Genomic DNA, 25,512 nt, shown 5'->3' with positions numbered 1-25,512 from the left:
CTCCGGATCGGCCGGGCAGTATAGCGACGGCGGCGAGGTCTGCGGAAAACCCGTTTTTCATATCCGGTAACAGACCTCTGCCTGCCGTGTATTCCTTGTCCGACGCGGCTTCCAGGCCTGCCGCGGGGAACCCTGCGAAAACCTGTCAGGAAGCTTGCGCAGCGCTAACCGCGGGGCTTTGCGCACCTTCCTAGAATGCCGGCGTCGGTTGTTTCCAGAGGAAGCCATGCATGCTCCTGGGGCGTTTCGTCTCGGTCGGCGCCGGTGCCACCGCCGTTCATTACCTGGTGCTGACCCTCCTGGTCGAGGGCTTCGCCGTCGGCGCCGCCGTGGCCGCCGCGACGGGAGCAGGCTGCGGGGCTCTGGCTGCCTACCTGGGGCATCGCCGGAAGACTTTCCGCCACCGTGGCCCGGTGTTCCGTTCGCTGCCGCGCTTCTTCGCCGTCAGCCTGCTTTGCGTACTCGGCAACGCCGTCCTGGTGTTGCTGCTCGGCGACCTCGCCGGACTCGACTACCGCCTGGCCCAGCTCGCCGCGACCGGCGCACTGCTGTTGGCGACCTATCACCTTCATCGACTCTGGACCTTCTCATGATGATCGAACCTTCCCTGGCGTCGAAGCTCGAGGCCCCCTGCCTGCTCAGCGTGGTAGTGCCGGTGTTCAACGAGGAGGCGGTGCTGCCGGCCTTCCACCAGCGCCTGGGCGCCGTGCTCGGCGACCTTGGCGACGATTGCGAGGTGCTCTATGTCGACGACGGCAGCACCGACCGCAGCGCGACGATCCTCGCCCAGCTACAGGCCGCCGACCGCCGGGTGGGCGTGGCCCGCTTCACCCGCAACTTCGGCAAGGAACAGGCGATGAGCGCCGGGCTCAAGCTGTCGCGCGGCGCCGCGGTGATCGTCATCGATGCCGACCTGCAGGATCCCCCGGAACTGATCCCGCAGATGCTCGACGCCTGGATCGGCGGCGCCGAAATGGTCAACATGCGCCGCCGCAGCCGGGCCGGCGAAAGCTGGCTGAAGCGCGCCTCGGCGAGCGCCTTTTACCGTTTGATCAACCGCCTCAGCGAGGTGCCGATCCCGCGCGACGTCGGCGACTTCCGCCTGCTCGACCGGCGGGTGGTCGATGCCCTTTGCGAGCTGCCGGAAGGCAATCGCTTCATGAAGGGACTGTTCGCCTGGGTCGGTTTCCGCCAGGTCGATATCGCCTATAGCCGCGCCGCCCGCGTCGCCGGCCACAGCAAGTGGCGCTACTGGCGGCTGTGGAACTTCGCCCTGGAAGGCATCACCGGGTTTTCCACCGCGCCGCTGAAGGTCGCCGGCTACCTCGGCCTGCTCAGCCTGTTGGCGGCCCTGGCGACCCTGCTCGCCGGGATCTTCGGCCAGCAGGAGATCCACGAACACTGGCCGGTGATCGCCGCGCTGTTCCTGATCGGCGGCCTGCAACTGCTGGCCATCGGCGTGTGTAGCGAATACCTCGGGCGGATGACCATGGAAGCGCGGCGCCGCCCGCTCTACCTGATCGACCGCTACCTGCCGGCGCAGGTCGGCGGGGCCAATCCGTGAGGGCGCTGCGCGGCTGGCCGCTGGCCTGGCTCCTGCTCGCCCTGGCCTTCGCCATCCGCCTGCTGAGCCTGGGCAGCTATCCGCTGATGGACACCACCGAGGCCCGCTATGGCGAGGTGGCGCGGAAGATGGCCGAACTGGGCGACTGGATCACGCCCTGGTACGACGTCGGCGTGCCGTTCTGGGGCAAGCCGCCGCTGGCCTTCTGGCTCAGCGCCGGCGGCCAGCTTCTGCTCGGCGCCAACGAGTTCGCCAGCCGCCTGCCGCACTGGTTGCTGGGCGTGCTGGTGCTGTGGCTGGTATGGGACTGGCAGGCTCGCGAAGATCGTCGGCAGGCGCGGATCGCCTGCGTCCTGCTGGGCAGTTCGGCGCTGTTCTTCGTCGCCTCCGGGGCGGTAATGACCGACATGGCCCTGGCCCTGGCGCTGGTCCTGGCCATGCGCGGCTTCTGGCTGGGCCTGCATGGCGCGGAGGGAATCCGGCGCCGCGAGGGCTGGCTGATGTTCCTCGGCCTCGGCCTCGGGCTGCTGGCGAAGGGGCCGCTGACGCTGATCCTCGCCGGACTGCCGATCGGCCTGTGGGCCTTGCTGGAGTGGCGCTGGCGCGCGCTCTGGCGGGGCCTGCCATGGATCCGCGGAAGCCTGCTGATGCTCCTGGTGGCCGCGCCCTGGTACCTGCTGGCGGAGTTGAAGACGCCGGGCTTCCTCGAGTACTTCCTGCTCGGCGAGCATTGGCAGCGCTTCGTCACCGCCGGCTGGGACGGCGACCGCTACGGCAATGCCCACGCCTATCCCTACGGCAGCGTCTGGCTGTTCCTGCTGGCCGCCGCGTTTCCCTGGAGCCTCTGGCTGCCGCTGCTGCTCTGGCTGGGCTGGCGCCAGCGCGGGGAGGTGGTCGATGGCGTCGCCTCGCGCAGGCGCTACTGGCTGTTCTGGGGACTGGCGCCGTGCCTGTTCTTCACCTTCGCCGGCAACGTCCTCTGGACCTACGTGCTGCCCGGCCTGCCGGCCCTGGCGTTGCTCGCCGCCGACCTGCTGCGCGCGCCGGTGGCGCGCAGCGCCTGGCTGCGGCGTGGCGGGTTGGCTTGCCTGGCACTGACCCCATTGCTGTTCGCGCTGTTCCTCGGCTCCCTGTTGCTGGGCTCGCGCGCCGAGCAGAAGTCCACCGCCGCGCTGCTGGCCAGCGACGCCGGCTGGCGCGAGCGGCCGCTGGTGTTCTGGCCGAAGCGGCCGTACTCGGCAGTGTTCTACAGCGGCGGGCGGGCGCAACGGGCGGAGGACAGCGAGCTGGCCGGCTGGTTGCGTCGCGACGCCCTGCTGGCGATCCGCTCGCGTTCGTTCGGCGCCTTGCCCGACGAGGTGCGCCAGCGCTTGCGCTGCCGGCCGCCGGTGGGACAGTACCAGTTATGCCAGGGCGTGGCGCCGCCTGGCTGAGACTACCTCGGCCGGTAGGCGCAGTAGCCGGGACGCGGGCCGATGCGCGGGTGGTTGCGGCAGGTGTCCGGGCGGCGGGCATAGATGGTGCACAGGCGGGTCTTGCGGTCGAGGTACAGGCAGTCGCCGTTGGCCATGCGGGTGAGGGTGAAGATCTCGCGCTTGTGGTTGAAGTGCTCGATCACGCCATCCTTTTCCAGTCGCTTGGCGATTCGCTTGGCCGGCTCCTCGCGCTCGAACTCGTCGACCAGTCCCATGCGGATCAGGTCGTCGATGCGCACTTCCACCGGCAGCGTGCAGCAGGTCGCGTTGCACTCGCCGCACAGGCCTTCGCGGTATTTCACCCAGGTATCCAGGCGGTCGGGGTCGGCGGCGGCGAGCGGGATTTTCTTCATCGGCGGGCGGGTGCGGGGAAAACGGGCGCGCAATGATAGTGGCTGCGCGCCCGTTGCGCTCGTCCGGGCGATGAGCGTCAGTGCCGAGGGTCCTCCCGCCATACCGGCCGGTCCTGCTCGTCCAGCGCCCAGTGCGCGGTGCCGGCGCGCAGGCATACGCCGCCGACCCAGCGTTCGGGGGCGCCGAGGTCGAGGCGGTAGCGCCGCCCGGCCAGGACCTCGCGGCCCGCAGCGGTCAGGGCCAGCGGCTGGCGTTCCCAGGGCAGTTCCGGTGCCGGCGTGCGCAGCAGCGCGCCGGGCTCTTCCAGCAGCGCGCGGAGCAGGACGCGGAACATCAGGTCGCCGAGATAGGGCAGCGGCTCGCGCCGTGCGGTCAGCTCGGCGAAGACCTGGCCGGCGCTCGGCCGCTCGCTGTCGCGGAGGATCTCCAGGGTCAGCCGTTCGCTCAGCGACAGGCCGTCGCGCAGGGCCGGCAGTTCATGCAGTTGCCGACGCAGCGCCGGCCCCAGCAACGGTAGCGCCGGGGTCGGCGCGGCGGCCAGTTGCGCCCAGCGCAGTGGCGCCGGATCGCGGTAGGCGTCCCAGGCCGCGCGGGCCAGCGCCAGGGCTTCGGCGTCCAGCGGGCGACGCCGGGTCCATAGCCAGGCGAGCAGCTCAGGCGCCAGTTGGCCGATGCCGACGAAGCGCTCGACGCCTGGCACGCGGTCGATCTCGATCAGTTCCAGGTGCTCCGGCGGCGTCTGCATTCCTGCCAGCACCCGGACCAGGAACAACTGGTCGTAGGCATCCGCCTCGCACCAGAGCGCCACCCGCGAGTATTCGCCGAGCCGCTCGAGCCCGGCGTATTCCTGGCGCTGGCGGGCCTGGACGTCGGCCGGGTCGAGGTCGAAGGCGCGGCTCAGGTAGTCGCTGCGCAGGGCGAGGAACTCGGGCAACGGCAGGTTCGGCACCGGTCCCATGGTCAGCGGGTCGGCGAACATCCGGAAGCCGCCGCGAAAGCCGGCGAGCTTCAGGCCGTGGGCGATGTCGTTGCCGCAGCGCAGGTGCAGGGTCGCGGCCTCATCGCCGCCGACCAGATCGGGGTGGCGGCTGGCGAAGGCGATGGCGTCGACATGCGCCTTGAGTCGCGGCCAACTGGCGAAGCCCAGTTCGCGCGCCACCTGCCACTGGGCGTCGGCCAGGCGCGGCGCCTGCCCCGGAAGCCCTGTACGGCTGGCCGGGTCGCGGCGCCACTGGCGCAACAGCTCCTTGGCGCGCTTGCGTTGCTGTTCGAGATTGATCCGGCCGTCGCCGAGAATGCGGGAAAAGGACATACGATCTCCTCTGCAGCCTTGTCCGCCATCAGGCCTGGAGTCGCATGCGCGATGCGTGGGGTGGATCGCCTGGGCGCTGCCCTTTCCGCGGACGGGAGGCTGGAGAACGCCGAGGCCGACTATAGGCCGGCCGACGCGTCCGCGGCAAGACGCACTCAGCCCTTGCGGATCATCCAGATGCCGGCGCCGATCAGTGCCAACCCGCCCAGCTTCAGCGCGCTGATCGGTGCCTCGCGGAAGCCGGCCCAACCGAAGTGGTCGAGGCTCATGGCCATGCCCAGCTGGCCGGCAAGCACCAGCACCATGAACATCAGCGCGCCGATGCGCGGTGCGGCGAAGGCGGCGATGAAGATGAAGAACATGCCGAGGAAACCGCCGCACCAGTGCCACCAGCTCAGCCCGCGCAATGCCGCCAGGCCGGGAAACTCGCGCTGCGAGAGGGTCAGGGCGAGCAACCCGAGGGTGCCGACGAAGAACGAGATCAGTGCCGCGGCGAGGACGCTGGACACCTGCTTGGCCAACTGGCCGTTGATCCCTGCCTGCAGCGGCAGGCAGGCGCCGGCGAGCAGGGGCAGGACGAACAGCCACCAGGGTGGAGTGGGCATGCAAGACTCCTGGAACGATGACGGCGAGCGCGCCCCGCGCATGGCGAGGGACGGGCCGGAGTGGTACGGGGAGTCGCACAGTATGCACCAGGCGGGGGCGGAGGAGGAAAACGCGAGACCCCATCGCACGCCCTCGGATTCCGCCCGGCGGGTAACCGCGAGCGGTTGTTCGCTCTACGGCAGCCATACCGCCAGCGGCGTTATCCCCCTACAAGCGCGCCGCCAGCATGGCCCCCTCGCGAATCGCCCGCTTGGCATCCAGTTCCCCTGCCACCCGCGCCCCACCGATCAGGTGGAAGCGCAGGCTTTCCGCCGCCTGGCTGATCTGCAACTCGCGCAGCGGCTCCTGGCCGGCGCAGATCACTACGTTGTCCACCTCCAGCCAGCGTTCCTCGCCGTCGACGCGGATCAACAGGCCGCGTTCGTCGATCTTCAGGTACTCCACCCCGCCGAGCATCCGTACGGCGTTGTGCCTGAGGTGCGCGCGGTGTACCCAGCCGCTGGTCTTGCCGAGCTGCGCGCCGGGAGCGCCGGGCTTGCGCTGGAGCAGCCAGACCTGGCGCGCCGGCCGCGTCGGAGCGGGTTCGCGGAGGCCGCCGGGCTGGCTGTTGTCGAGGTCCACGCCCCATTCCGCGAGCCATTCGCCGAGCGCCCGCGGCTGGCCGTCGCTGGGCGCGGCGACGAGGAAGGCGGCGACGTCGAAGCCGATGCCGCCGGCGCCGACGATGGCGACCCGCGCGCCCACCGGCGCGCCGCGCAGCACGTCCACGTAGCTGAGTACGGTCGGTCCGCCGATGCCGTCGATCCTTGGCCGGCGTGGCTGGATGCCGGTGGCCACCACCACGTCGTCGAACTGACCGTCCAGCTCGCCCTGGCGCACCCGGTGGCCGAGGCGCAGGTCGACGCCGAGGCGTTCCAGACGCACGCGGAAGTAGCGCAGGGTTTCGCGGAACTCCTCCTTGCCGGGAATCCGCTTGGCCAGGTTGAACTGCCCGCCGATTTCCCCGCTCGCCTCGAACAGGCTGACCCGATGCCCGCGCTCGGCGGCCACGCAGGCGGCGGAGAGCCCGGCGGGGCCGGCGCCGATCACCGCGATGCGCTTCTGCGTGCGCGCCTTGCGGTAGCGCAATTCGGTCTCGAAGGCCGCCCGCGGGTTGACCAGGCAGGTGGCGCGGCGGTTGGCGAAGGCATGATCGAGGCAGGCCTGGTTGCAGGCGATGCAGGTGTTGATCTCCTCGGCCCGGCCGGCGCCGGCCTTGGCCACGAACTGCGGGTCGGCCAGCAGCGGCCGGGCCATCGACACCAGGTCGGCCTTGTCGGTGGCGAGCAGGGATTCGGCGACCTCGGGGGTGTTGATCCGGTTACTGGCGATCACCGGCACCTTCAGCTCGTGGCGCAGCCGTGCGCTGACCTCGGCGAAGGCCGCGCGCGGCACCGAGGTGACGATGGTCGGCACGCGCGACTCGTGCCAGCCGATGCCGGTGTTGAGCAGGGTGATTCCGGCTTCCTCCAGGGCCAGGGCAATGCGCCGCACCTCGTCCCAGGTATTGCCGCCCTCGACCAGGTCGAGCAGCGACAGGCGATAGCAGAGGATGAAGCGTTGGCCGACGATCCGCCGGATGCCGCGGACGATCTCCAGCGCCAGGCGCATGCGGTTTTCCAGCGGGCCGCCCCACTGGTCGTCGCGGCGATTGGTGCGCGGGCAGAGGAACTGGTTGAGCAGGTAGCCTTCGCTGCCCATCACCTCCACGCCGTCGTAGGCGGCGGCCTTGGCCAGCCGCGCGCAACGGACGAAGGCGCGGATGGTCTTGCGGATGCCGCGCTCGGAGAGCTCGCGCGGGGTGAACCAACTGATCGGCGACTTCAACGGCGAGGCGGACACCGCCATCGGGTGGTAGCCATAGCGCCCGGCGTGGAGGATCTGCAGCAGGATCTTGCCGCCCTCGGCATGCACCGCCTGGGTCAGGCGACGATGGGCGGGCACCTCCAGGGCGCTGGTGAGGCTGCTGCCGAAGGGCAGCAGCCAACCTTCGCGGCAGGGCGCGAAACCGCCGGTGACGATCAGCCCGACGCCGCCCCGGGCACGCTCGCGGTAGTAGGCAGCGAGCTTGCCGAAGTCCCACAGACGATCCTCCAGCCCGGTGTGCATCGAACCCATCACCACGCGGTTGCGCAGACGGGTGAAGCCCAGGTCCAGCGGGGCCAGCAGGTGCGGATAGGGAGCGGCGGCGAGCGGCGGGTAGGGGTTGCGCATGGCGCGGTTCCGGTAGCCAGGGACGCTTCACCATAGGAAGTTGCGCCGCCGCCGAATGCGGCCCGCTTGCCGGAACCGCCAGGCATTTCGGTCAAGCCGGCGGACTGGCTGATCGGATAGGTGCTCGCTGCGCTGCACCGCTGTGGCCCCGGGTGACAGGCGTCGAAAGCTCTCCGACAGCACTTGCGGCGCGGCGGGCGGAATGGGAACGGCGGCGCTGTTACCCGGGGTAATGGCGTGCGCCGGGAGCCCAACTTAAGCACGGCTCGACGCCTTTGGCGGCGCTGTCAGGCTGGGGGTCCGGCCCGCTCAGCACGTGCCTTGCCAACTGCCTGTCCAATCCGAACGGAGTCTCGACGATGAACAAGAACAAGACGTTCCTCGCGGCGGCGCTGGTAGCGCTGGCCGCCAGCCTTCCCGTGCACGCTGCGACCGACTACACCCGCACGCGCTATCCCATCGTGCTGTCCCACGGTCTGTTCGGCTTCAAGAGCGTCGGCCCGGTGGACTACTGGCACGCTATCGTGCCGGCCCTGGAGAAGGACGGCGCGAAGGTCTTCGCCACCTCGCAGTCGCCGGTGAACAGCAACGAGGTGCGCGGCGAACAGCTACTGGCGCAGGTGGAGGAAGTCCTGGCCCTGACCGGCGCGGAGAAAGTCAACCTGATCGGCCACAGCCAGGGCGGCATGACCGTGCGCTACGTCGCCGGGGTGGCGCCGCAACTGGTGGCCTCGGTCACCACCATGGGCACGCCGCACAAGGGCACGCCGGTAGCCGACGCGGTGACCGGCTTCAGCGAGTTCCTCGGGCCGATCGGCACCGAGGTGATCGCCTCGGCGGTGGAGGCGCTGTTCTCGGTGGTCGACATCGTCGACGGCGGCGAGTGGGTCAAGGGCGACGCGCTGGCTGCCCTGAACAGTCTCAACACTCCCGGCACCGCGCGGTTCAACCAGCGCTTCCCGCAGGCGATCCCGGCCAGCGCCTGTGGCCAGGGCGCGGAGACGGTAGCCGGGGTGCGCTACTACTCGATGAGCGGCACCGGCTCCCTGACCAATGCGCTCGACCCGAGCTCCGCCGGCCTGGCGGTGACCGGGCTGCTGTTCGGCGAGGCCAACGACGGTCTGGTCGGCCAATGCTCCAGCCACCTGGGCAGCGTGGTGAAGGACAACTACCGGATGGACCATCTGGACGAAGTCAACCAGTTGCTCGGCCTGGTCAGCCTGTTCGAGAGCGACCCGACCCAGGTCTATCGGCAGCATGCCAATCGCCTCAGGAACGTCGGACTCTGATCCGCTCGCCGGGTCGCCGCAGCCCTAGGCGACCCGGCATTAGTCTTTGGTCTAATGGCACCTGGATATCACCTCCTGTTCGCGCGCCTCGCGGCGTTCGGACCTGTCCCGATTCCGCGCACCTTGCTGGACAAGGTTTGCGCCGCCGTGTAATGACTCCGGTCAAGGCAGAAAAACCCAGCGTTCGTGTAGGGTTCGCTGCCCCGTAGCCATGCCCGGCTGGCGTACCTCGCCAGGCTGGCTATCTTTTAACCAGAGACATCCGGCCATGTCCCGGGTGTCCTTTGCCTGATGCAGGAGATGCACGATGGATATGAACCGTCGGCAATTCTTCAAGGTCTGCGGTATAGGCCTTGGAGGATCGAGCCTTGCGGCGCTCGGGATGGCCCCCACGGAGGCCTTCGCCGACCAGGTCCGCCACTTCAAGCTGGCGCACACGGTCGAGACCCGCAACACCTGTACCTACTGTTCGGTCGGTTGCGGCCTGATCATGTACAGCCAGGGCGACGGCGCCAAGAACGTCGCGCAGAACATCATCCATATCGAGGGCGACGCCGACCATCCGGTCAACCGCGGCACCCTCTGCCCGAAAGGCGCCGGCCTGCTGGACTACATCCACAGCCCGAACCGCCTGAAGTATCCGGAAGTGCGCGAGGCCGGCTCCAGCGAGTGGAAGCGCATCGAGTGGGACGAAGCCCTCGAGCGCATCGCCAAGCTGATGAAGGAAGACCGCGACGCCAACTTCGTCGAGAAGAACGAGCAGGGCCAGACCGTCAACCGCTGGTTGACCACCGGCTTCCTCGCCGCGTCCGCCTCGTCCAACGAGGCCGGCTACATCACCCACAAGGTGATGCGCTCCCTCGGCATCCTGGGATTCGACAACCAGGCGCGTGTCTGACACGGCCCGACGGTGGCAAGTCTTGCCCCGACGTTTGGCCGTGGAGCCATGACCAACCACTGGACCGACATCAAGAATGCCGATCTGGTGCTGATCATGGGCGGCAACGCCGCCGAAGCCCACCCGTGCGGATTCAAATGGGTCACCGAAGCCAAGGCGCACAACAAGGCGCGGCTGCTGGTGGTCGATCCGCGTTTCACCCGTTCCGCCTCGGTCGCCGACTACTACGCGCCGATCCGGACCGGCACCGACATCGCCTTCCTCGGCGGCCTGATCAACTACCTGCTGGAAAACGACAAGATCCAGCACGAATACGTGCGCAACTACACCGATGTCTCGTTCATCGTGAAGGAAGGCTTCAGCTTCGAGGACGGCCTGTTCAACGGCTACGACGCCGAGAAGCGGACCTACCCGGACAAGTCCTCCTGGGGCTACGAGATCGGTGAGGACGGCTATGCCAAGGTCGACCCGACCCTGACCCACCCGCGCTGCGTGTTCAACCTGCTCAAGCAGCACTACAGCCGCTACACCCCGGACGTGGTGAGCAACATCTGCGGTACGCCGAAGGACATGATGCTCAAGGTCTGGGCGGAAATCGCCGAGACCTCCAAGCCGGGCAAGGTCATGACCATCATGTACGCCCTGGGCTGGACCCAGCACTCGGTAGGCGCGCAGATGATCCGCACCGGCGCGATGGTCCAGCTGCTGCTGGGCAACATCGGCATGCCCGGCGGCGGCATGAACGCCCTGCGCGGCCACTCCAACATCCAGGGCCTGACCGACCTCGGCCTGCTGTCCAACTCGCTGCCGGGCTACCTGACCCTGGCGATGGACGCCGAGCAGGACTACGACGCCTACATCGCCAAGCGCACGGCCAAGCCGCTGCGCCCGGGACAGCTGTCCTACTGGCAGAACTACGGCAAGTTCCACGTCAGCCTGATGAAGGCCTGGTTCGGCAAGTCGGCGACCAAGGAAAACAACTGGTGCTACGACTGGCTGCCCAAGCTCGACATGCCGGGCGCCGGCTACGACGTGCTGCGCTACTTCGACATGATGTACCAGGGCAAGGTCAACGGTTACTTCTGCCAGGGCTTCAACCCCATCGCCTCGTTCCCCAACAAGGCCAAGGTCGGCGCCGCGCTGGCGCGCCTGAAGTGGATGGTGGTGATGGACCCGCTGGTGACCGAGACCTCGGAGTTCTGGCGCAACGTCGGCGAGTACAACGACGTCGACACCGCCAGCATCAAGACCACGGTGTTCCGCCTGCCCACCTCCTGCTTCGCCGAGGAAGACGGCTCGATCGTCAACAGCGGCCGCTGGTTGCAGTGGCACTGGAAGGGCGCCGAGCCGCCGGGCCAGGCGCGTCCGGACATCGCCATCATGGCCGGGCTGTTCCACCGCCTGCGCGAGATGTACCGCAAGGACGGCGGGGCCTTCCCCGACCCGATCCTCGGCCTCGACTGGTCCTACCTCAAGCCCGACGAACCGGGCCCGGACGAACTGGCCCGGGAGTTCAACGGCAAGGCCCTGAGCGACCTGGTCGACCCGGCCAACGGCATGATCCTGGCCAAGGCCGGCGAGCAGTTGCCGGGCTTTGCCCTGCTGCGCGACGACGGCAGCACGGCGAGCGGCTGCTGGATCTTCGCCGGCTCCTGGACCCAGCAGGGCAACCAGATGGGCCGCCGCGACAACAGCGACCCTTACGGCATGGGCCAGACCCTCGGCTGGGCCTGGGCCTGGCCGGCGAACCGGCGGATTCTCTACAACCGCGCCTCGGCCGACGTCAGCGGCAAGCCGTGGGACCCGGAGAAGAAGCGCCTGGTGTGGTGGAACGGCAAGTCCTGGGGCGGCACCGACGTGCCCGACTACAAGGCCGACGTACCGCCGGAAGCCGGGATGAACCCGTTCATCATGAACCCCGAAGGGGTGGCCCGCCTGTTCGCCGTCGACAAGATGGCCGAAGGCCCGTTCCCCGAGCACTACGAGCCGTTCGAGACGCCGATCGGGGTGAACCCCTTGCACCGCGACAACCGCAAGGCGATCAGCAACCCGGCGGCACGGGTGTTCAAGAACGACATGGAACTGTTCGGCACGGCCGACGAGTTCCCCTACGCGGCGACCACCTACCGGCTCACCGAGCACTTCCACTACTGGACCAAGCACTGCCGGCTGAATGCGATCACCCAGCCCGAGCAGTTCGTCGAGATCGGCGAGGCGCTGGCCAAGGAGCTGGGCATCAATGCCGGCGACAAGGTCAGGGTCTCCTCCAACCGCGGCTACATCAAGGCGGTGGCGGTGGTGACCAAGCGCATCCGCCCGCTGCAGGTGGACGGCAAGACCGTGCACCACGTCGGCATCCCGATCCACTGGGGCTTCGCCGGCATGGCGCGCAACGGCTTCCTGGCCAACACCCTGACCCCCTTCGTGGGCGACGGGAATACCCAGACGCCGGAGTTCAAGTCGTTCCTGGTCAACGTGGAAAAGGCGTGAGGTGAAACATGAGTAGTCAGGACATCCACGCCCGCTCCGCGACCACCACGCCGATGCCCTCGGTGCGGAACCAGGAGGAAGTGGCGAAACTGATCGACGTGTCCAAGTGCATCGGTTGCAAGGCCTGCCAGGTCGCCTGCTCGGAATGGAACGAGCTGCGCGACGAGGTCGGCCACAACCACGGCACCTACGACAACCCCATGGACCTGACGGCCGACTCGTGGACGGTGATGCGTTTCACCGAGCACGAGAACGAGGCCGGCAACCTCGAGTGGCTGATCCGCAAGGATGGCTGCATGCACTGCGCCGAGCCGGGCTGCCTGAAGGCCTGCCCGAGCCCGGGAGCGATCGTGAAGTACGCCAACGGCATCGTCGACTTCAACCAGGACAAGTGCATCGGTTGCGGCTACTGCATCACCGGTTGCCCGTTCGACATCCCACGGATCTCGCAGAAGGACCACAAGGCCTACAAGTGCAGCCTGTGTTCCGACCGCGTCTCGGTGGGCATGGAGCCGGCCTGCGTGAAGACCTGCCCGACCGGCGCCATCGTCTTCGGCAGCAAGGAGGACATGAAGGAACACGCCGCCGAACGCATCGTCGACCTGAAGAGCCGCGGTTACGAGAACGCCGGCCTGTACGACCCCGAAGGGGTGGGCGGCACCCACGTGATGTACGTGCTGCACCACGCCGACAAGCCGTCGCTCTATGCCGGCCTGGCCGACCAGCCGAGCGTCAGCCCGCTGGTCAGCCTGTGGAAGGGCGTGACCAAGCCGCTGGCGCTGCTGGCCATGGGCGCCACGGTGCTCGCCGGGTTCTTCCACTATGTGCGCGTCGGTCCCAACCGCGTGGACGACGAGGAAGACCACGGGCAAGCCGAGGCACCGGTGCACCAGGTCGATCCGTCGGTACACACCTTTGACCCGCACGAGCGTCGTTGAGCCTGCGCGCGGGCGTTGCCGCCGGTCCTCCGCGACCCGGCGGCAGCGGCGGCGCTCTCGAGGAGTCGGAAATGAAAAATGAAATCCAGCGCTACAACGCCAACGAGCGCAGCAACCACTGGGCCGTGGCGATCCTGTTCTTCATGGCCGGGTTGTCCGGGCTGGCGCTGTTCCACCCGGCGCTGTTCTGGCTGACCAACCTGTTCGGCGGCGGTCCCTGGACGCGTATCCTGCACCCCTTCCTGGGGCTGGCGATGTTCGTCTTCTTCCTCGGCCTGGTGGTGCGCTTCGCCCACCACAACCGGGTGCAGAAGAGCGATATCCAGTGGCTCAAGCAGTGGCGCGACGTGGTCAGCAACCGCGAGGAGAACCTCCCGGAAGTCGGCCGCTACAACGCCGGGCAGAAGCTGTTGTTCTGGGTGCTGCTGCTGAGCATGCTGACCCTGCTGGTCACCGGCATCGTGATCTGGCGCCAGTACTTCAGCGCCTGGTTCGGCATCGAGGCGATCCGCCTGTCGGCGCTCCTGCACGCCTTCGCCGCCTTCGTCCTGATCGCCAGCATCATCGTGCATATCTACGCCGGCATCTGGGTCAAGGGCTCGATGGGCGCGATGCTCTACGGCAAGGTCAGCCGCGCCTGGGCGCGCAAGCACCATAACGGCTGGCTGAAGGAAGTCGGCAAGGGCGAGGAGCACTGACGCGTATAGTGTCGCCATCGCCCGACCGGAGGCCCCAGCGATGGGGCCTTTGCATTCATTCCGCGCCCCACCGGGCGCCCGATCGTTGCGGCGCGGCCCACCGGCCCGCCGGCGCAGACCCGAGGAGTTCCCGTGTCACGCACCATTCTTCAGCCGGGGCAGATCGAAGCCGCCGCCAACATTCCCCCGCACCTGCATCAGCCGTCGCGCGACCTGTTCGCCCGCCGCGGCGAGCGTCTGCTGCAACTGGCCGAGGGGCACCCGATGGGCGACTACCTGCGGCTGGTCGCCGGTCTCTGCCGGCTCCAGCAGGCGCTGCTGGACAACCCGCCGGCCCTGGCCCCGCTCGACCCCGAGCGCCTGCGCAAGAGCCGCGAGCACGGCATGCCGCCGCTGGCCTACGACCTGCTGGTGCGCGAAGGCGCCTGGCTGCCCTGGCTGGATGCCCTGCTCGCGGGCTACCCGGCACCGGCCAACGCCGCCGTCGGCGCGGCACTCGAACAATTGCGCGAAGCCGACGAAGGCCAGCGCAAGGCCTGGGCCATCGCCTTGCTCAGCGGTCAGTTCGACCTCCTGCCGGCGGCCCTGGTGCCGTTCCTCGGCGCCGCCCTGCAGATAGCCTGGAGCCATTGGCTGCTGGGACTGGAGGAGGGCGCGGTGGTCGAGACCGAGAGCCGGACCCTGTGCCCCGCCTGCGGCTCGCCGCCGATGGCCGGGATGATCCGCCAGGGCGGCAAGGAAACCGGTCTGCGCTACCTGAGCTGCTCGCTGTGCGCCTGCGAATGGCACTACGTGCGGATCAAGTGCAGCCACTGCGAGGAAAGCAAGCACCTGGCCTACCTGTCCCTGGAGCATGACGGGCAGCCGGCGGAAAAAGCCGTGCTGCGCGCCGAGACCTGCCCCAGTTGCCAGGGCTACCTGAAGCAGTTCTACCTGGAGTTCGACCGCCACGCCGATGCCCTTGCCGACGACCTGGCCAGCCTGGCGCTGGACATGCGCCTGGCCGAGGACGGCTACCTGCGGCGTTCGCCGAACCTGTTGCTGGCCCCCGGCGGCGAATAGCCGAAGACGCTGCGGGCATGCGCCGACGCGTCTATGATGGGCGTGTCGGTGACCCTACCCTGTGGATAAGGTTTCTCCATGAGTTCCGTTCGCTTGCCTTCGGTCGACCGCCTGCTGCGCAGCGCGGCGGCCGCTCCCCTGCACCAGCGCTACGGCCGCGAGGCGTTGCTGGCGACCCTCCGCGACCTGCTCGACGAACTGCGCGAGCCGGCCCGACGCGGTGCCCTCGCCGAGATCGAACTGAGCGAGGCGGTGCTCGCCGGGCGCGCCGGCGAACGCCTCGCCGCGCAGCATGCCAGCCGCGTGCGGCGGGTGTTCAACCTGACCGGCACGGTGTTGCATACCAACCTCGGCCGCGCCCTGCTGCCGGACGAGGCCATCGAGGCGATCACCCTGGCCGCGCGCTACCCGCTGAACCTGGAGTTCGACCTGGCCAGCGGCAAGCGCGGCGACCGCGACGACCTGATCGCCGGGCTGATCCGCGAACTCACCGGCGCCGAGGCAGTCACCGTGGTCAACAACAACGCGGCGGCGGTGCTGCTGGCGCTGAACAGCCTGGGGGCGCGCAAGGAAGGGATCATCTCGCGCGGCGAGCTGATCGAGATCGGCGGTGCCTTCCGCATTCCCGACATCATGGCCCGCGCCGGCGTGCGCTTGCACGAGGTGGGCACCACCAACCGCACCCACGCCAGGGACTACGAAGCCGCCATCGGCCCGCGCAGCGGCCTGCTGATGCGCGTGCATACCAGCAACTACAGCGTCCAGGGCTTCACCGCCAGCGTGCCCACCGCGCAACTGGCGGCCATCGCCCATGGCCACGGCCTGCCGCTGCTGGAAGACCTCGGCAGCGGCACCCTGGTGGACCTGACCCGCTGGGGCTTGCCCAAGGAACCGACGGTGCAGGAAGCCCTGGCCGACGGCGCCGACATCGTTACCTTCAGCGGCGACAAATTGCTCGGCGGGCCCCAGGCCGGGCTGATCCTCGGCAATCGAGAACTGATCGGGCGGATCAAGAAGAACCCGCTCAAGCGCGCCCTGCGCGTCGACAAGCTGACCCTCGCCGCCCTCGAGGCGGTGCTCGGCCTGTACCGCGATCCGGACCGCCTCGCCGAACGCCTGACCACCCTGCGCCTGCTCAGCCGCCCGGCGGCGGAGATCCGCGCCCAGGCCGAGCGTCTGGCGCCGGCGCTGGGCGAGGCGCTCGGCGAGGGCTGGGAGGTCGCTGTGGTCGACGCCCTGGGCATGATCGGCAGCGGCGCGCAGCCGGTGGCGCGGCTGGCCAGCGCCGCGCTGTGCCTGCGTCCGCGGCAGCCCAGGCGCCTGCGCGGACGCGCCCTGCGCAACCTCGAGGAAGCCCTGCGCGGGCTGCCGCTGCCGGTGATCGGTCGGCTCGACGACGACGCCCTCTGGCTCGATCTGCGCCAGCTCGACGACGAGCCGGCGTTCCTCGCCCAGTTGCCGCGACTGCGGAGCGAGCTGTCGTGATCGTCGGCACCGCCGGGCACATCGACCACGGCAAGACCTCGCTGCTGCGCGCCCTCACCGGCATCGAGGGCGACCGCCGCCCGGCCGAGCGCCAACGCGGGATCACCATCGACCTGGGCTATCTCTACGCCGACCTTGGCGACGGCAGCCCCACCGGCTTCATCGACGTGCCCGGCCACGAGCGCTTCGTCCACAACATGCTGGCCGGCGCCAGCGGCATCGATTGCGTGCTGCTGGTGGTGGCCGCCGACGACGGCTTGATGCCGCAGACCCGCGAGCACCTGGCGATCGTCGAACTGCTCGGTATCCGCCGGGCGCTGGTGGCGCTGACCAAGATCGACCGGGTCGAGCCGCAGCGGGTGCAGCAGGTGCGGACCCAGGTCGAACACCTGCTGGCCTCCGGCCCGCTGGCGCGCTCGCCGATCTTCCCGCTCTCCAGCAGCACCGGGGAGGGCGTCGAGGCGTTGCGCGAAGCACTCGGCGGGCTCGCCGGCGAAGTCCGCGAGCGTAGCCGCGAGGGATACTTCCGCCTGGCGGTGGACCGGGCCTTCAGCGTCGCCGGCAGCGGCATCGTGGTCACCGGTACGGCCTTCTCCGGACAGGTCGCGGTGGGCGACGAACTGCTCCTCGGCAACGCCGGACGGCCGGTACGGGTGCGCGGCCTGCACGCGCAGAACCGGCCCGCGCAACAGGCCTGGGCCGGCCAGCGCGTGGCCCTGAACATCGCCGGCGAGCGCCTCGCGCTGGAACAGATCCAGCGCGGCGACTGGCTGCTGCAGGCAGCGCTGCACGCGCCGACCACGCGGGTCGACATCGACTTCCGCCTGTTGCCCGACGAACTTCGCGACTTCACCCACTGGACCCCGGTGCACCTGCACCTGGGCACCCAGGACGTCACCGGACGCCTGGCCCTGCTCGAAGGCGAACAACTGGAGCCTGGCCACCGCGCCTTCGCCCAACTGGTGCTGAACGCGCCGATCCAGGCCCTGCACGGCGACCGCCTGGTGCTGCGCGACCAGTCGGCGCAGCGCACCCTTGGCGGCGGGCGGGTGCTCGACGGCGCCGCGCCGGCGCGCAACCGACGAACGCCGGCACGCCTGGCGCAGCTCCAGGCGCTGCGCCAGGAAAGCCTGGAGGAGGCGCTGCCGACCTTGCTCGGCGCGGCCGAGAACGGCCTCGACCCGCAACGCCTGGTGCAATCCTTCAACCGCCCGCGCGAGCACTGGCGGCTGCCGGAAGAGGTGGTCGAGGTGCAGACCCGCCTCGGCCCCCGGTTGTTCGCCGGGGAGCGCTGGTTCGCCCTGGTCGAGCAACTGCTCGCCGGCCTGCGGCGCTTCCACGAAGAGCTACCGGACGAACTCGGTCCCGACCGCGACCGCCTGCGTCGCTACGCCCTGCCGCAGCTGGAGCGGCCGGTGTTCATCGCCCTGCTCGACGCCGCCCTGGCCGGCGGCGATGTGCACAGCAGCGGGCCCTGGCTGCACCTGCCCGGCCACGAAGTGCGCCTGAGCGATAGCGAGGAGCAACTGCGCGCGCGCCTCTGGCCGCTGCTCGAAGCCGGCCGCTACGACCCGCCCTGGGTCCGCGACCTGGCCCGCGAGCTGCGCCAGGATGAAGCCGTCATGCGCAACCTGCTGCGCAAGCTGGCACGCCTGGGCCAGTTGCAGCAGGTGGTGCGCGACCTGTTCTACCCGGAAGCCACCCTGCGTCAATTGGCCGAGATCGCCGTGCAGGTGCGCGACCCCGCCGGGCTGATCCGCCCGGCGGAATTCCGCGACCGCCTGGGCATCGGCCGCAAGCGCAGCATCCAGATCCTCGAGCACTTCGACCGCATCGGCCTGACCCGCCGCATCGGCAACGACCGTCGCCTGCGCGAGGGCTCGGCGCTGGCCGAACAGTTGCTCGGCGGCGTCTCGCCCTGAGTCTCAGGGGCCGACGCGCTGCCCCTGGCTCAGGCACTCGATGAACAGCGCGAACAGTTCCGACTGCGAGCCGACTTCCAGCTTGGTGTAGAGATTCTTCCGGTGCATGCGCACGGTCTCCGGGGAGATGTCCATCAGCCGCGCGCTGGATTTCGCCGAGTGGCCGCTGAGCAGCAGGTGGCAGGCCTCGCGTTCGCGGTCGGTGAGCACGTCGCGACCGAAGCCGCGCAGCACTTCCTGAAGGCGCGGGGCGAGGTCGGCCTGCGGGTTCGGCGAGAGGTCGGCGCGCCCGGCGCAGAACTGCCGGGCCAGCTCCAGCACCGGCGGCGCCAGGCCGGCGAGGGCGGCGACCTGGGCGTCGCTGTAGCGGCTCGCCGAAAGGCCGTTGTAGAGACAGATCGAGAGCTTCTCGGTAGGGCCGAGGTCGAGGATGTAGTAGACGTCCTCCACCGCTCCGGCGCCGAGGTAGTAGGTCTGGTAGTAGGCGCTCTGGAAGAAGTCGTCGGGGGCGATCTCGCCGAGGGTGTAGAAGCCTTCCGGAAGGCCTTCCTCCACCGCCAGGCAGAAAGGGTCGAGCAGGTAGCCGCGGGAGAAGTAGCGGCGGATGATCGCCTCGCGGAAGCGCTCGGCGATGCCGCGCTCGTAGAGCAGGGTGGGCGCGTGGCCCTTGCGTTCCAGGCTGATCATGCTCGACTCGATCGGCACCAGTTGGTGGATGGCGTCGACCAGCGCGGCGAGGAAGTCGGGTTGGCGCAGGCGCCGGATCGCCAGCGCCAGGTGTTCGTGCCAGCGGTCGAGCGCGTTCGGGGCGATGGCCTGCATGGACGGTACGGCTCGTTCTTGTCGTTGTCGCCGCAGGATAGCAAGCCGCGTCGGCCGCACCCAGCGCTTACCCCAAAATGGGGTATGGCCCGCCGCGCGGTGCTCTTGCACCCTCGGAGCATCCATCCGAGAAGAGCGACAGCCCGATGAATGCAAGACTGCACGCCACGTCCCCCCTCGGCGACGCCGACCTGGTCCGTGCCGACCAGGCCCACTACATGCACGGCTACCACGTGTTCGACGACCACCGCGTCAACGGCTCGCTGAACATCGCCGCCGGCGACGGCGCCTATATCTACGACACCGCCGGCAACCGCTACCTCGACGCGGTGGGCGGCATGTGGTGCACCAACATCGGCCTGGGGCGCGAGGAAATGGCTCGCACCGTGGCCGAGCAGACCCGCCTGCTGGCCTATTCCAATCCCTTTTGCGACATGGCCAACCCGCGTGCCATCGAACTCTGCCGCAAGCTCGCCGAGCTGGCCCCCGGCGACCTCGACCACGTGTTCCTCACCACCGGCGGTTCCACCGCCGTGGACACCGCGATCCGCCTCATGCACTACTACCAGAACTGCCGCGGCAAGCGCGCCAAGAAGCACGTCATCACGCGGATCAACGCCTACCACGGCTCGACCTTCCTCGGCATGTCGCTGGGCGGCAAGAGCGCCGACCGGCCGGCCGAGTTCGACTTCCTCGACGAGCGCATCCACCACCTTGCCTGTCCCTACTACTACCGCGCTCCGGAAGGAGTGGGCGAGGCCGAGTTCCTCGATGGCCTGGTGGAGGAGTTCGAACGCAAGATCCTCGAACTGGGCGCCGACCGGGTGGGGGCGTTCATCTCCGAGCCGGTGTTCGGCTCCGGCGGCGTGATCGTCCCGCCCGCGGGCTACCACCGGCGGATGTGGGAGCTGTGCCAGCGCTACGACGTGCTGTACATCTCCGACGAAGTGGTGACCTCCTTCGGCCGCCTCGGCCACTTCTTCGCCAGCCAGGCGGTGTTCGGCGTACAGCCGGACATCATCCTCACCGCCAAGGGCCTCACCTCCGGCTACCAGCCGCTGGGCGCGTGCATCTTCTCCCGGCGCATCTGGGAGGTGATCGCCGAGCCGGACAAGGGCCGCTGCTTCAGCCATGGTTTCACCTACTCCGGCCACCCGGTGGCCTGCGCGGCGGCGCTGAAGAACATCGAGATCATCGAGCGCGAGGGCTTGCTCGCCCACGCCGACGAGGTCGGCCGCTACTTCGAGGAGCGCCTGCAGAGTCTCCGCGACCTGCCCATCGTCGGCGACGTGCGCGGGATGCGCTTCATGGCCTGTGTCGAGTTCGTCGCCGACAAGGCGAGCAAGGCGCTGTTTCCGGAAAGCCTGAACATCGGCGAGTGGGTCCACCTGCGGGCGCAGAAGCGCGGCCTGCTGGTTCGTCCGATCGTCCACCTGAACGTGATGTCGCCGCCGCTGATCCTCACCCGCGAACAGGTCGATACCGTGGTCCGGGTGCTGCGCGAGAGCATCGAGGAAACCGTGGAGGATCTTGTCCGCGCCGGTCACCGGTAAGCGCCGGGGCGCCGCCGGCGCCCCACCCGAACATTCAGGAGAACCCCAATGGACGACAACAAGAACAAGGTCCTGCGGTTGCGCGATGTGGTGCTCTACACGGTCTCGGCGATGCTCTTCATGGACCAGATCGCCCTGGCTTCCTCCCTCGGTCCGTCGAGCCTGTTCTGGTGGCTCTACGTGCTGGTCCTGCTGTTCCTGCCGATGGCCATGATGACCTCCGAGCTGGGCACCGCCTTCCCCGCCAACGGCGGCGTCTACCACTGGGTGCGCAGCGCCTTCGGCTTCCGCTGGGGGGCCCGGGTGTCATGGATGTACTGGGTCAACAACGCACTGTGGATGCCTTCGGTCTACACCCTGTTCGGCAGCATGCTCGGCGCCTTCTATTTCCCCGAGCTGAGCCTCTGGGGCAAGATCGCCATCGGCATAGCCCTGGCGCTGCTCACCGCGGCGTTCAACGTGGTCGCGCTGCGCCTGGGCAAGTGGCTGCCGAACCTCGGCGCGCTGCTCAAGCTGCTCGCGGTGCTCGCCCTGGGCGTCGGCGGCCTGCACTTCGGCTGGAACCATGGCTTCGCCAACGACTTCAGCCTGGACTCCATCGTCCCGTCCTCGCCGGGCCAGATGGCCGCGCTGGGAGTGATGGTCTATGGCATCATGGGGACCGAGCTGGCCTGTTGCAGCGCCGCGGAGATGCGCAACGCGCGCCGCGACATCCCGCGCGCGGTGCTGATCTCCGGGCTGATCGTCGGCGCCTTCAACATCTTCGGCACCCTCGGCGTGCTGGCCGCGGTACCGGCCGAGGAAACCGACGTCACCCGGATCTTCGCCCATACCCTCTACAACATCTACGGCCACGACGGCGCCGGCGGGATGCTCGCCGACCTGGTCGGCGCCTTCGTCCTGTTCACCCTCTTCACCAACATGGTCACCTGGAGCATGGGCACCAACCGTGCCGCGGTGGAAGCGGCCAAGGCCGGCGAGCTGCCGGCGCTGTTCGGCGTGGTCCATTCGCGCCACGGCACGCCGATCGGCTCGGCGGTGCTGGCCTCGGCGGTGAGCATCGTCCTGCTGCTGCTCTACGGCCTGGTGGCGCACACTGCCGAGGAACTGTTCTGGACCCTGCTGTCGATCTTCGCCATGGTTTTCATGATGCCCTATGTGCTGATGTGCCTGGCCTTCGTCCGCCTGCGCCGCGCCGACCCGCGTCCACGGCCCTACCGGATGCCGCTGGGCGACCGCCTGGCCAGTCTCTGGGCGCTGTTCGTCGCGCTGCATGTGCTGGCCGGCATCTGCCTGTTCGTCGTCACCCCCGGCGCGCCGATGGACTGGGCCTACGCCGGCAAGATCGTCGGCGGCGTGGCGCTGGCCCTGGCCGTGGGCGAACTGCTGATCCGCCAGGCGGCGCGAAGGCGCGGCGTGATGTCACTGCGCGGTGCCTACGGTTGAGGAGCGGCCCTGTCGCAACACCGCCTATGGCGTTAATGTGCCGTTAACGCCCTTGGTGGGTAATGGGTCGCAGCGCAACACGGAGAAGGTCGTCATGTCCGAACGAGAGCACTGGCAACGGGTATACGAGAGCAAGCCGTCCGACGCGGTGAGCTGGTTCCAGGCCGAGGCCACGCTGTCTCTCGACCTGATCCGACGCATCGGCGCGCCCCGCGAGGCGGCGATCATCGATGTCGGCGGCGGCGCCTCGACCCTGGTCGACGGCCTGCTCGCCGAAGGCTTCGGCGACCTGACGGTGCTCGACCTTTCCGACGCCGCCCTGCGTGTCGCCCGCAACCGCCTCGGCGCGCGCGGCGAAGAGGTGCGCTGGATCGCCGGCGACATTACCGGCGTCGACCTGCCGGAAGCCACCTACGATGTCTGGCACGACCGCGCCGTGTTCCACTTCCTTACCACTGCCGAAGCCCGCCGCGCCTACGTGCGCCAGGTGATGAAGGCGGTCCGCCACGGCGGCCACGTGATCGTCGCCACCTTCGCCGCCGACGGCCCGACCGAATGCAGCGGCCTGCCAGTCATGCGCTACGACGCCGACGAACTGCACGCCGAGTTCGGCTCCGCCTTCCAGCTCACCGAGCACCGCGACGAACACCACGTCACTCCCGCCGGCCGGGTCCAGCACTTCGTCTACTGCCATTGCCTGAAACGCCTGTGAAGTGCTCCGAGGCTGGGCTACGCTCTGCTCGCCCGGCCATGCGAACGACTTTCCATGACATCCGGCATTTCTTCTTCGGACCCCGGCCTGATAAGCTCCCGTCTCGAGGAAAACCTCTTGCAAATCAAAGAGGAAGGCAATCACGCCCGGTGGTGTGGCCGGACTTCAAATCCGGTGGGGGACGGCAGCCGTTCCTGGGTGGGTTCGACTCCCACTGCCTTCCGCCATATCCCCCTTCCACAGTCCTTGCCGCTCTAGGCTTCCAGCGTTTCCGCCGGTGTCGAAAAATCCGTCGTGTCGAAGAAGTGTCGAAAGTCTTTCAGCGGGCCGAGTCTGATCACGTCTTGCAGGAAGTCCGGGGCGAGGTGCGCATACCGCATGGTCATGGTCAGCGACGAGTGCCCGAGTATCTTTTGCAGGGTCAGGATGTTGCCGCCGTTCATCATGAAGTGCGAGGCGAACGTGTGGCGGAGCACGTGCGATTTCTGCCCACGGGGGAGGGCGACGCCGGACATTTTCACGGCGAAGTCGAAGCTGTCGCGGCAGTTGGAGAACTTGCCGTAGCGGCGCAGGTGCGAGTGCAGGCGTCGTTCCAGTTCTGGAGGTATCGGGACCGAGCGACGACGCTTTGACTTCGTGTTAACGAACTGCACCGCTCCATCCCGGACCCGATCCAGGGTTAGCCCTTGAGCTTCACCCCAGCGGCAACCGGTAGCCAGACAGACCAGGGCGACGGGTTCCACATGAGGCGTCTTGCAATGTTCCCGGAGGGCACGGAACAGCGTTTCTATCTGCTGGCGGGTCAGGTAGGTCAACTCACGATCTTGCAGCTTGATCGCCTTCACCTTGGCCAGCGGGTCTGGATAGTCGATTTCACCCAACTGGTGCAGTTCGTTGAACAGCGACCGCAGGTAGCCCAGTTCGTTGTTCAAGGTCTTGCCGCTGATGCCTGACGCAAGGCGTCTGGCCCGATACTCGGTGAAGATGTTCCCGGTTACCGCCGAGCCTATGGGGTCGCCCATGCGTTCCGCCATCTTGCGCAGCACCAGGGAACGACGGTCAGCGTCCGTCAGGGCGTGGCCGTGAAGCAACGTCCAACGGGTCACCAATTCAGACAGGCGTCGACGGTCCTTCGGCCTTGGTGTCCAGGCCGGGTTTTCAATGGTCCGTTGCCGCACGGTGGCTTCGAACCGCTGGGCTTCGCCCTTGGTCTTGAAACGCTTCCTGAAGCGCTTGCCCTTGATCGGTTCAATGTCGGCCAGCCAGCGGCCATCCTCAAGCTTGGTGATCGCCATCAGATCGCGTATCCCCGCCGCAGATACCGATCACACATCAGCTTGTGTATGTGCCTTTCCAGATCGCGACGAGTCCAACCCTTGGCCAGGTAGTGGTCTTCGATGACGTGCCAGAACTCCAATTTGCGGGCGGACTCAATTGCCTTTTTTGCCGGGATACGCTCCCGCGCAATCAGGCTGATGAACTGGCCGAGGAACATCTCGCAGTTACGCCCGCTAAAGCCCTTGGCGGTCTTGTAATAGCGCCGATACTCGGTGCGCTCGATCAGCGGATCGCACTCGACCTGTACGCGGGCGTCCTGGCTGATCAGGCTCCAGAACGGATCGTAGACCGCTGTCCGGCTCAGCAGCTTGAAGCTTTCGCAGGCGTAGTTCCACAGCCCTTGCAGGTGCGGGCAGAGGCCCTCATAGGTGCGGCAGCCAATGACCTCCCCGGAGGCCATACGCGAGCCTTCAGAGAACTGCTGGACGATGGAGTGATGAAAGCGGAATTCGAGCCGCCAGACCGTTTCCAGGGGGTTATAGGCCGGGTCGCCATCGCCGAACGGATCGCCGTTCAGGGACGCCCACACGCTTTCCCAATAGTCGAGCTTGTCGGTGGCCCGAGCCTGGAGGGTCTTGTTATAGATCGACAGTTGCAGACCGTTGGCCGAGCCGAACATGTACGTCTCGCCACGCCCGTAGACCGAGGCGTTGCCGTCGAACTCGATACGCTCGATCCCGCTGATTTGTCGCACCCGACGCGAGCGGCAATGCATGCGGTCCACCAGATCGCGAGGTGGTTTCCAGCCTTGCACGTCCAGGGCGATATGCACAGCGGCTTGGTTGGTTTCGCAGTGGCTCAGCACCGCAGCAGCCAAGTCATCCAGTACGCCCTGGAGGATATGCGGGTCGGCTCCGTCGAGGGCGTGGGGCGACACCTCGATCTTGAGGTGCGAGCCGAGGGTATCGACCTTGATGTTGTGATTCTTGATCAGCAGGATCAGCCCCAATTCTGCGTTCTGCAGACGGTACTGATAGCCGGAGTCGCGACCGATGCGGCCCTTGGACCATTCGTAGCCGGCGAACTCGACCACATCCACCGAGAGGTCAAACAGCGCCATGACTTCCGGGCGCAACTTGCCGTTGTACAACTGCCGCACCGTGTCCACGCCGCAACGCAGGATGCGCACGCCTGACAGGTCGGTGAACGCCCCCGTCATGGAATCAACGAAGAGCCGTCCCTTGGGGGAGTCCAGCAGTTGTCCGTCGGGTTGCAGCAGGAGGCGGTTTTGATGGGTCACTTTCTTCATGGTTTCACCTAACAATGTCCATTAATGTCCAAATCGCGGGGTGCTT

At 68.1% G+C, this 25,512-nt stretch carries 20 protein-coding genes and 1 tRNA gene; 14 read left to right on the top strand and 7 right to left on the bottom strand.

Going from position 1 to position 25,512, the window contains the following annotated elements; translation table 11 throughout:
* The first annotated feature begins 230 nt into the window (after positions 1-230).
* From ACI766_RS26205 to ACI766_RS26195, 3 genes are read left to right on the top strand one after another with little or no spacing between them, the layout of a single operon-like run.
* Positions 231-593 carry a GtrA family protein gene (locus ACI766_RS26205; RefSeq protein ID WP_003095326.1) on the top strand — a complete coding sequence of 121 codons (363 nt, stop codon included), beginning with the start codon at positions 231-233 and terminating at the stop codon, positions 591-593.
* A complete protein-coding gene (locus tag ACI766_RS26200; RefSeq protein WP_003107470.1) occupies positions 590-1,564 on the top strand; it encodes a glycosyltransferase family 2 protein in 975 nt (324 codons plus the stop codon). Before ACI766_RS26205 ends, ACI766_RS26200 begins: the two co-directional genes overlap by 4 nt.
* Complete coding sequence (locus ACI766_RS26195) at positions 1,561-2,997, top strand: ArnT family glycosyltransferase (protein ID WP_003123522.1); 1,437 nt, start codon at positions 1,561-1,563, stop codon at positions 2,995-2,997. Before ACI766_RS26200 ends, ACI766_RS26195 begins: the two co-directional genes overlap by 4 nt.
* A 2-nt stretch (positions 2,998-2,999) precedes the next feature.
* On the opposite strand, the gene ACI766_RS26190 is transcribed toward ACI766_RS26195, so the two are convergent.
* The 4 genes from ACI766_RS26190 to ACI766_RS26175 all read right to left on the bottom strand — a co-directional run bounded on the left by ACI766_RS26190 (position 3,000) and on the right by ACI766_RS26175 (position 7,564).
* Positions 3,000-3,494: a YkgJ family cysteine cluster protein gene (locus ACI766_RS26190; protein WP_079384496.1), complete on the bottom strand. Its 495-nt coding sequence runs from the start codon at positions 3,492-3,494 to the stop codon at positions 3,000-3,002.
* Positions 3,470-4,705: a DUF1835 domain-containing protein gene (locus ACI766_RS26185; protein WP_087823868.1), complete on the bottom strand. Its 1,236-nt coding sequence runs from the start codon at positions 4,703-4,705 to the stop codon at positions 3,470-3,472. Before ACI766_RS26185 ends, ACI766_RS26190 begins: the two co-directional genes overlap by 25 nt.
* A 155-nt stretch (positions 4,706-4,860) precedes the next feature.
* Positions 4,861-5,310, bottom strand: coding sequence for a DMT family transporter (locus ACI766_RS26180; RefSeq protein WP_003095321.1), 450 nt, complete (start codon positions 5,308-5,310; stop codon positions 4,861-4,863).
* 208 nt (positions 5,311-5,518) lie between these two features.
* Entirely contained in the window at positions 5,519-7,564 is a 2,046-nt protein-coding gene (locus ACI766_RS26175) for an NADPH-dependent 2,4-dienoyl-CoA reductase (RefSeq protein ID WP_003116092.1), read from the bottom strand.
* Positions 7,565-7,923: 359 nt separating this feature from the next.
* Between ACI766_RS26175 and lipC the strand changes: the two genes are divergently transcribed.
* The 7 genes from lipC (at position 7,924) to selB (ending at position 18,346) form a co-directional block, all read left to right on the top strand.
* The gene (gene lipC, locus ACI766_RS26170) at positions 7,924-8,853 is read left to right on the top strand and encodes a lipase LipC (RefSeq protein ID WP_003095318.1); all 930 of its coding nucleotides are present in this window, start codon (positions 7,924-7,926) and stop codon (positions 8,851-8,853) included.
* A gap of 307 nt (positions 8,854-9,160) precedes the next feature.
* Positions 9,161-12,241: a formate dehydrogenase-N subunit alpha gene (gene fdnG / locus ACI766_RS26165; RefSeq protein WP_077557572.1), complete on the top strand. Its 3,081-nt coding sequence runs from the start codon at positions 9,161-9,163 to the stop codon at positions 12,239-12,241.
* 8 nt (positions 12,242-12,249) lie between these two features.
* The gene (gene fdxH / locus ACI766_RS26160; protein WP_023086683.1) at positions 12,250-13,179 is read left to right on the top strand and encodes a formate dehydrogenase subunit beta; all 930 of its coding nucleotides are present in this window, start codon (positions 12,250-12,252) and stop codon (positions 13,177-13,179) included.
* A gap of 71 nt (positions 13,180-13,250) precedes the next feature.
* On the top strand, positions 13,251-13,877 hold the full coding sequence (locus ACI766_RS26155; protein WP_003095316.1) for a formate dehydrogenase subunit gamma: 627 nt from the start codon (positions 13,251-13,253) through the stop codon (positions 13,875-13,877).
* Positions 13,878-14,009: 132 nt separating this feature from the next.
* The gene (gene fdhE, locus ACI766_RS26150) at positions 14,010-14,939 is read left to right on the top strand and encodes a formate dehydrogenase accessory protein FdhE (protein WP_012614581.1); all 930 of its coding nucleotides are present in this window, start codon (positions 14,010-14,012) and stop codon (positions 14,937-14,939) included.
* Between the two features lie 78 nt (positions 14,940-15,017).
* Positions 15,018-16,424, top strand: coding sequence for an L-seryl-tRNA(Sec) selenium transferase (gene selA, locus ACI766_RS26145; RefSeq protein ID WP_003123517.1), 1,407 nt, complete (start codon positions 15,018-15,020; stop codon positions 16,422-16,424).
* Positions 16,421-18,346, top strand: a complete 1,926-nt coding sequence (selB, locus tag ACI766_RS26140; protein ID WP_003102294.1) for a selenocysteine-specific translation elongation factor — start codon at positions 16,421-16,423, stop codon at positions 18,344-18,346. Before selA ends, selB begins: the two co-directional genes overlap by 4 nt.
* Positions 18,347-18,349: 3 nt before the next feature.
* On the opposite strand, the gene ACI766_RS26135 is transcribed toward selB, so the two are convergent.
* Positions 18,350-19,033, bottom strand: a complete 684-nt coding sequence (locus tag ACI766_RS26135) for a helix-turn-helix transcriptional regulator (RefSeq protein WP_003123516.1) — start codon at positions 19,031-19,033, stop codon at positions 18,350-18,352.
* A 281-nt stretch (positions 19,034-19,314) separates the two neighbouring features.
* On the opposite strand from ACI766_RS26135, the gene ACI766_RS26130 reads away from it, so the two are divergent.
* From ACI766_RS26130 to ACI766_RS26115, 4 genes are all read left to right on the top strand, one after another.
* Positions 19,315-20,721 carry an aminotransferase gene (locus ACI766_RS26130; protein WP_003111398.1) on the top strand — a complete coding sequence of 469 codons (1,407 nt, stop codon included), beginning with the start codon at positions 19,315-19,317 and terminating at the stop codon, positions 20,719-20,721.
* Positions 20,722-20,769: 48 nt separating this feature from the next.
* Positions 20,770-22,167 (top strand): APC family permease, encoded by a 1,398-nt coding sequence (locus tag ACI766_RS26125; protein ID WP_003102289.1) that lies wholly within the window; start codon positions 20,770-20,772, stop codon positions 22,165-22,167.
* Positions 22,168-22,261: 94 nt separating this feature from the next.
* The gene (locus ACI766_RS26120) at positions 22,262-22,879 is read left to right on the top strand and encodes a class I SAM-dependent methyltransferase (RefSeq protein WP_003095305.1); all 618 of its coding nucleotides are present in this window, start codon (positions 22,262-22,264) and stop codon (positions 22,877-22,879) included.
* 131 nt (positions 22,880-23,010) lie between these two features.
* A tRNA-Sec gene (locus tag ACI766_RS26115) sits at positions 23,011-23,106 on the top strand.
* A gap of 27 nt (positions 23,107-23,133) precedes the next feature.
* Here ACI766_RS26115 and ACI766_RS26110 read toward each other — a convergent pair.
* Positions 23,134-24,174, bottom strand: a complete 1,041-nt coding sequence (locus tag ACI766_RS26110) for a tyrosine-type recombinase/integrase (protein WP_033943156.1) — start codon at positions 24,172-24,174, stop codon at positions 23,134-23,136.
* Complete coding sequence (locus ACI766_RS26105; RefSeq protein WP_033943155.1) at positions 24,174-25,466, bottom strand: hypothetical protein; 1,293 nt, start codon at positions 25,464-25,466, stop codon at positions 24,174-24,176. The genes ACI766_RS26110 and ACI766_RS26105 overlap by 1 nt, the downstream gene beginning before the upstream one ends.
* Positions 25,467-25,512 lie beyond the last annotated feature (46 nt).

This window comes from Pseudomonas sp. DL, assembly GCF_047199225.1.
Taxonomy (GTDB): Bacteria; Pseudomonadota; Gammaproteobacteria; order Pseudomonadales; family Pseudomonadaceae; genus Pseudomonas; species Pseudomonas aeruginosa.
The sequence above is the reverse complement of the archived record's forward strand: the minus strand, read 5'-3'. Positions and strand labels throughout refer to the sequence as shown.

Excerpts from the sequence above, each read along its gene's own strand:
- ACI766_RS26205 (WP_003095326.1), top strand. The coding sequence starts at position 231 with ATGCTCCTGGGGCGTTTCGTCTCGGTCGGCGCCGGTGCCACCGCCGTT.
- ACI766_RS26200 (WP_003107470.1), top strand. The coding sequence starts at position 590 with ATGATGATCGAACCTTCCCTGGCGTCGAAGCTCGAGGCCCCCTGCCTG.
- ACI766_RS26190 (WP_079384496.1), bottom strand. The coding sequence starts at position 3,494 with ATGGCGGGAGGACCCTCGGCACTGACGCTCATCGCCCGGACGAGCGCA.
- ACI766_RS26185 (WP_087823868.1), bottom strand. The coding sequence starts at position 4,705 with ATGTCCTTTTCCCGCATTCTCGGCGACGGCCGGATCAATCTCGAACAG.
- ACI766_RS26180 (WP_003095321.1), bottom strand. The coding sequence starts at position 5,310 with ATGCCCACTCCACCCTGGTGGCTGTTCGTCCTGCCCCTGCTCGCCGGC.
- ACI766_RS26175 (WP_003116092.1), bottom strand. The coding sequence starts at position 7,564 with ATGCGCAACCCCTACCCGCCGCTCGCCGCCGCTCCCTATCCGCACCTG.
- lipC (WP_003095318.1), top strand. The coding sequence starts at position 7,924 with ATGAACAAGAACAAGACGTTCCTCGCGGCGGCGCTGGTAGCGCTGGCC.
- fdxH (WP_023086683.1), top strand. The coding sequence starts at position 12,250 with ATGAGTAGTCAGGACATCCACGCCCGCTCCGCGACCACCACGCCGATG.
- ACI766_RS26155 (WP_003095316.1), top strand. The coding sequence starts at position 13,251 with ATGAAAAATGAAATCCAGCGCTACAACGCCAACGAGCGCAGCAACCAC.
- selA (WP_003123517.1), top strand. The coding sequence starts at position 15,018 with ATGAGTTCCGTTCGCTTGCCTTCGGTCGACCGCCTGCTGCGCAGCGCG.
- ACI766_RS26135 (WP_003123516.1), bottom strand. The coding sequence starts at position 19,033 with ATGATCAGCCTGGAACGCAAGGGCCACGCGCCCACCCTGCTCTACGAG.
- ACI766_RS26130 (WP_003111398.1), top strand. The coding sequence starts at position 19,315 with ATGAATGCAAGACTGCACGCCACGTCCCCCCTCGGCGACGCCGACCTG.
- ACI766_RS26125 (WP_003102289.1), top strand. The coding sequence starts at position 20,770 with ATGGACGACAACAAGAACAAGGTCCTGCGGTTGCGCGATGTGGTGCTC.
- ACI766_RS26120 (WP_003095305.1), top strand. The coding sequence starts at position 22,262 with ATGTCCGAACGAGAGCACTGGCAACGGGTATACGAGAGCAAGCCGTCC.
- ACI766_RS26110 (WP_033943156.1), bottom strand. The coding sequence starts at position 24,174 with ATGGCGATCACCAAGCTTGAGGATGGCCGCTGGCTGGCCGACATTGAA.
- ACI766_RS26105 (WP_033943155.1), bottom strand. The coding sequence starts at position 25,466 with ATGAAGAAAGTGACCCATCAAAACCGCCTCCTGCTGCAACCCGACGGA.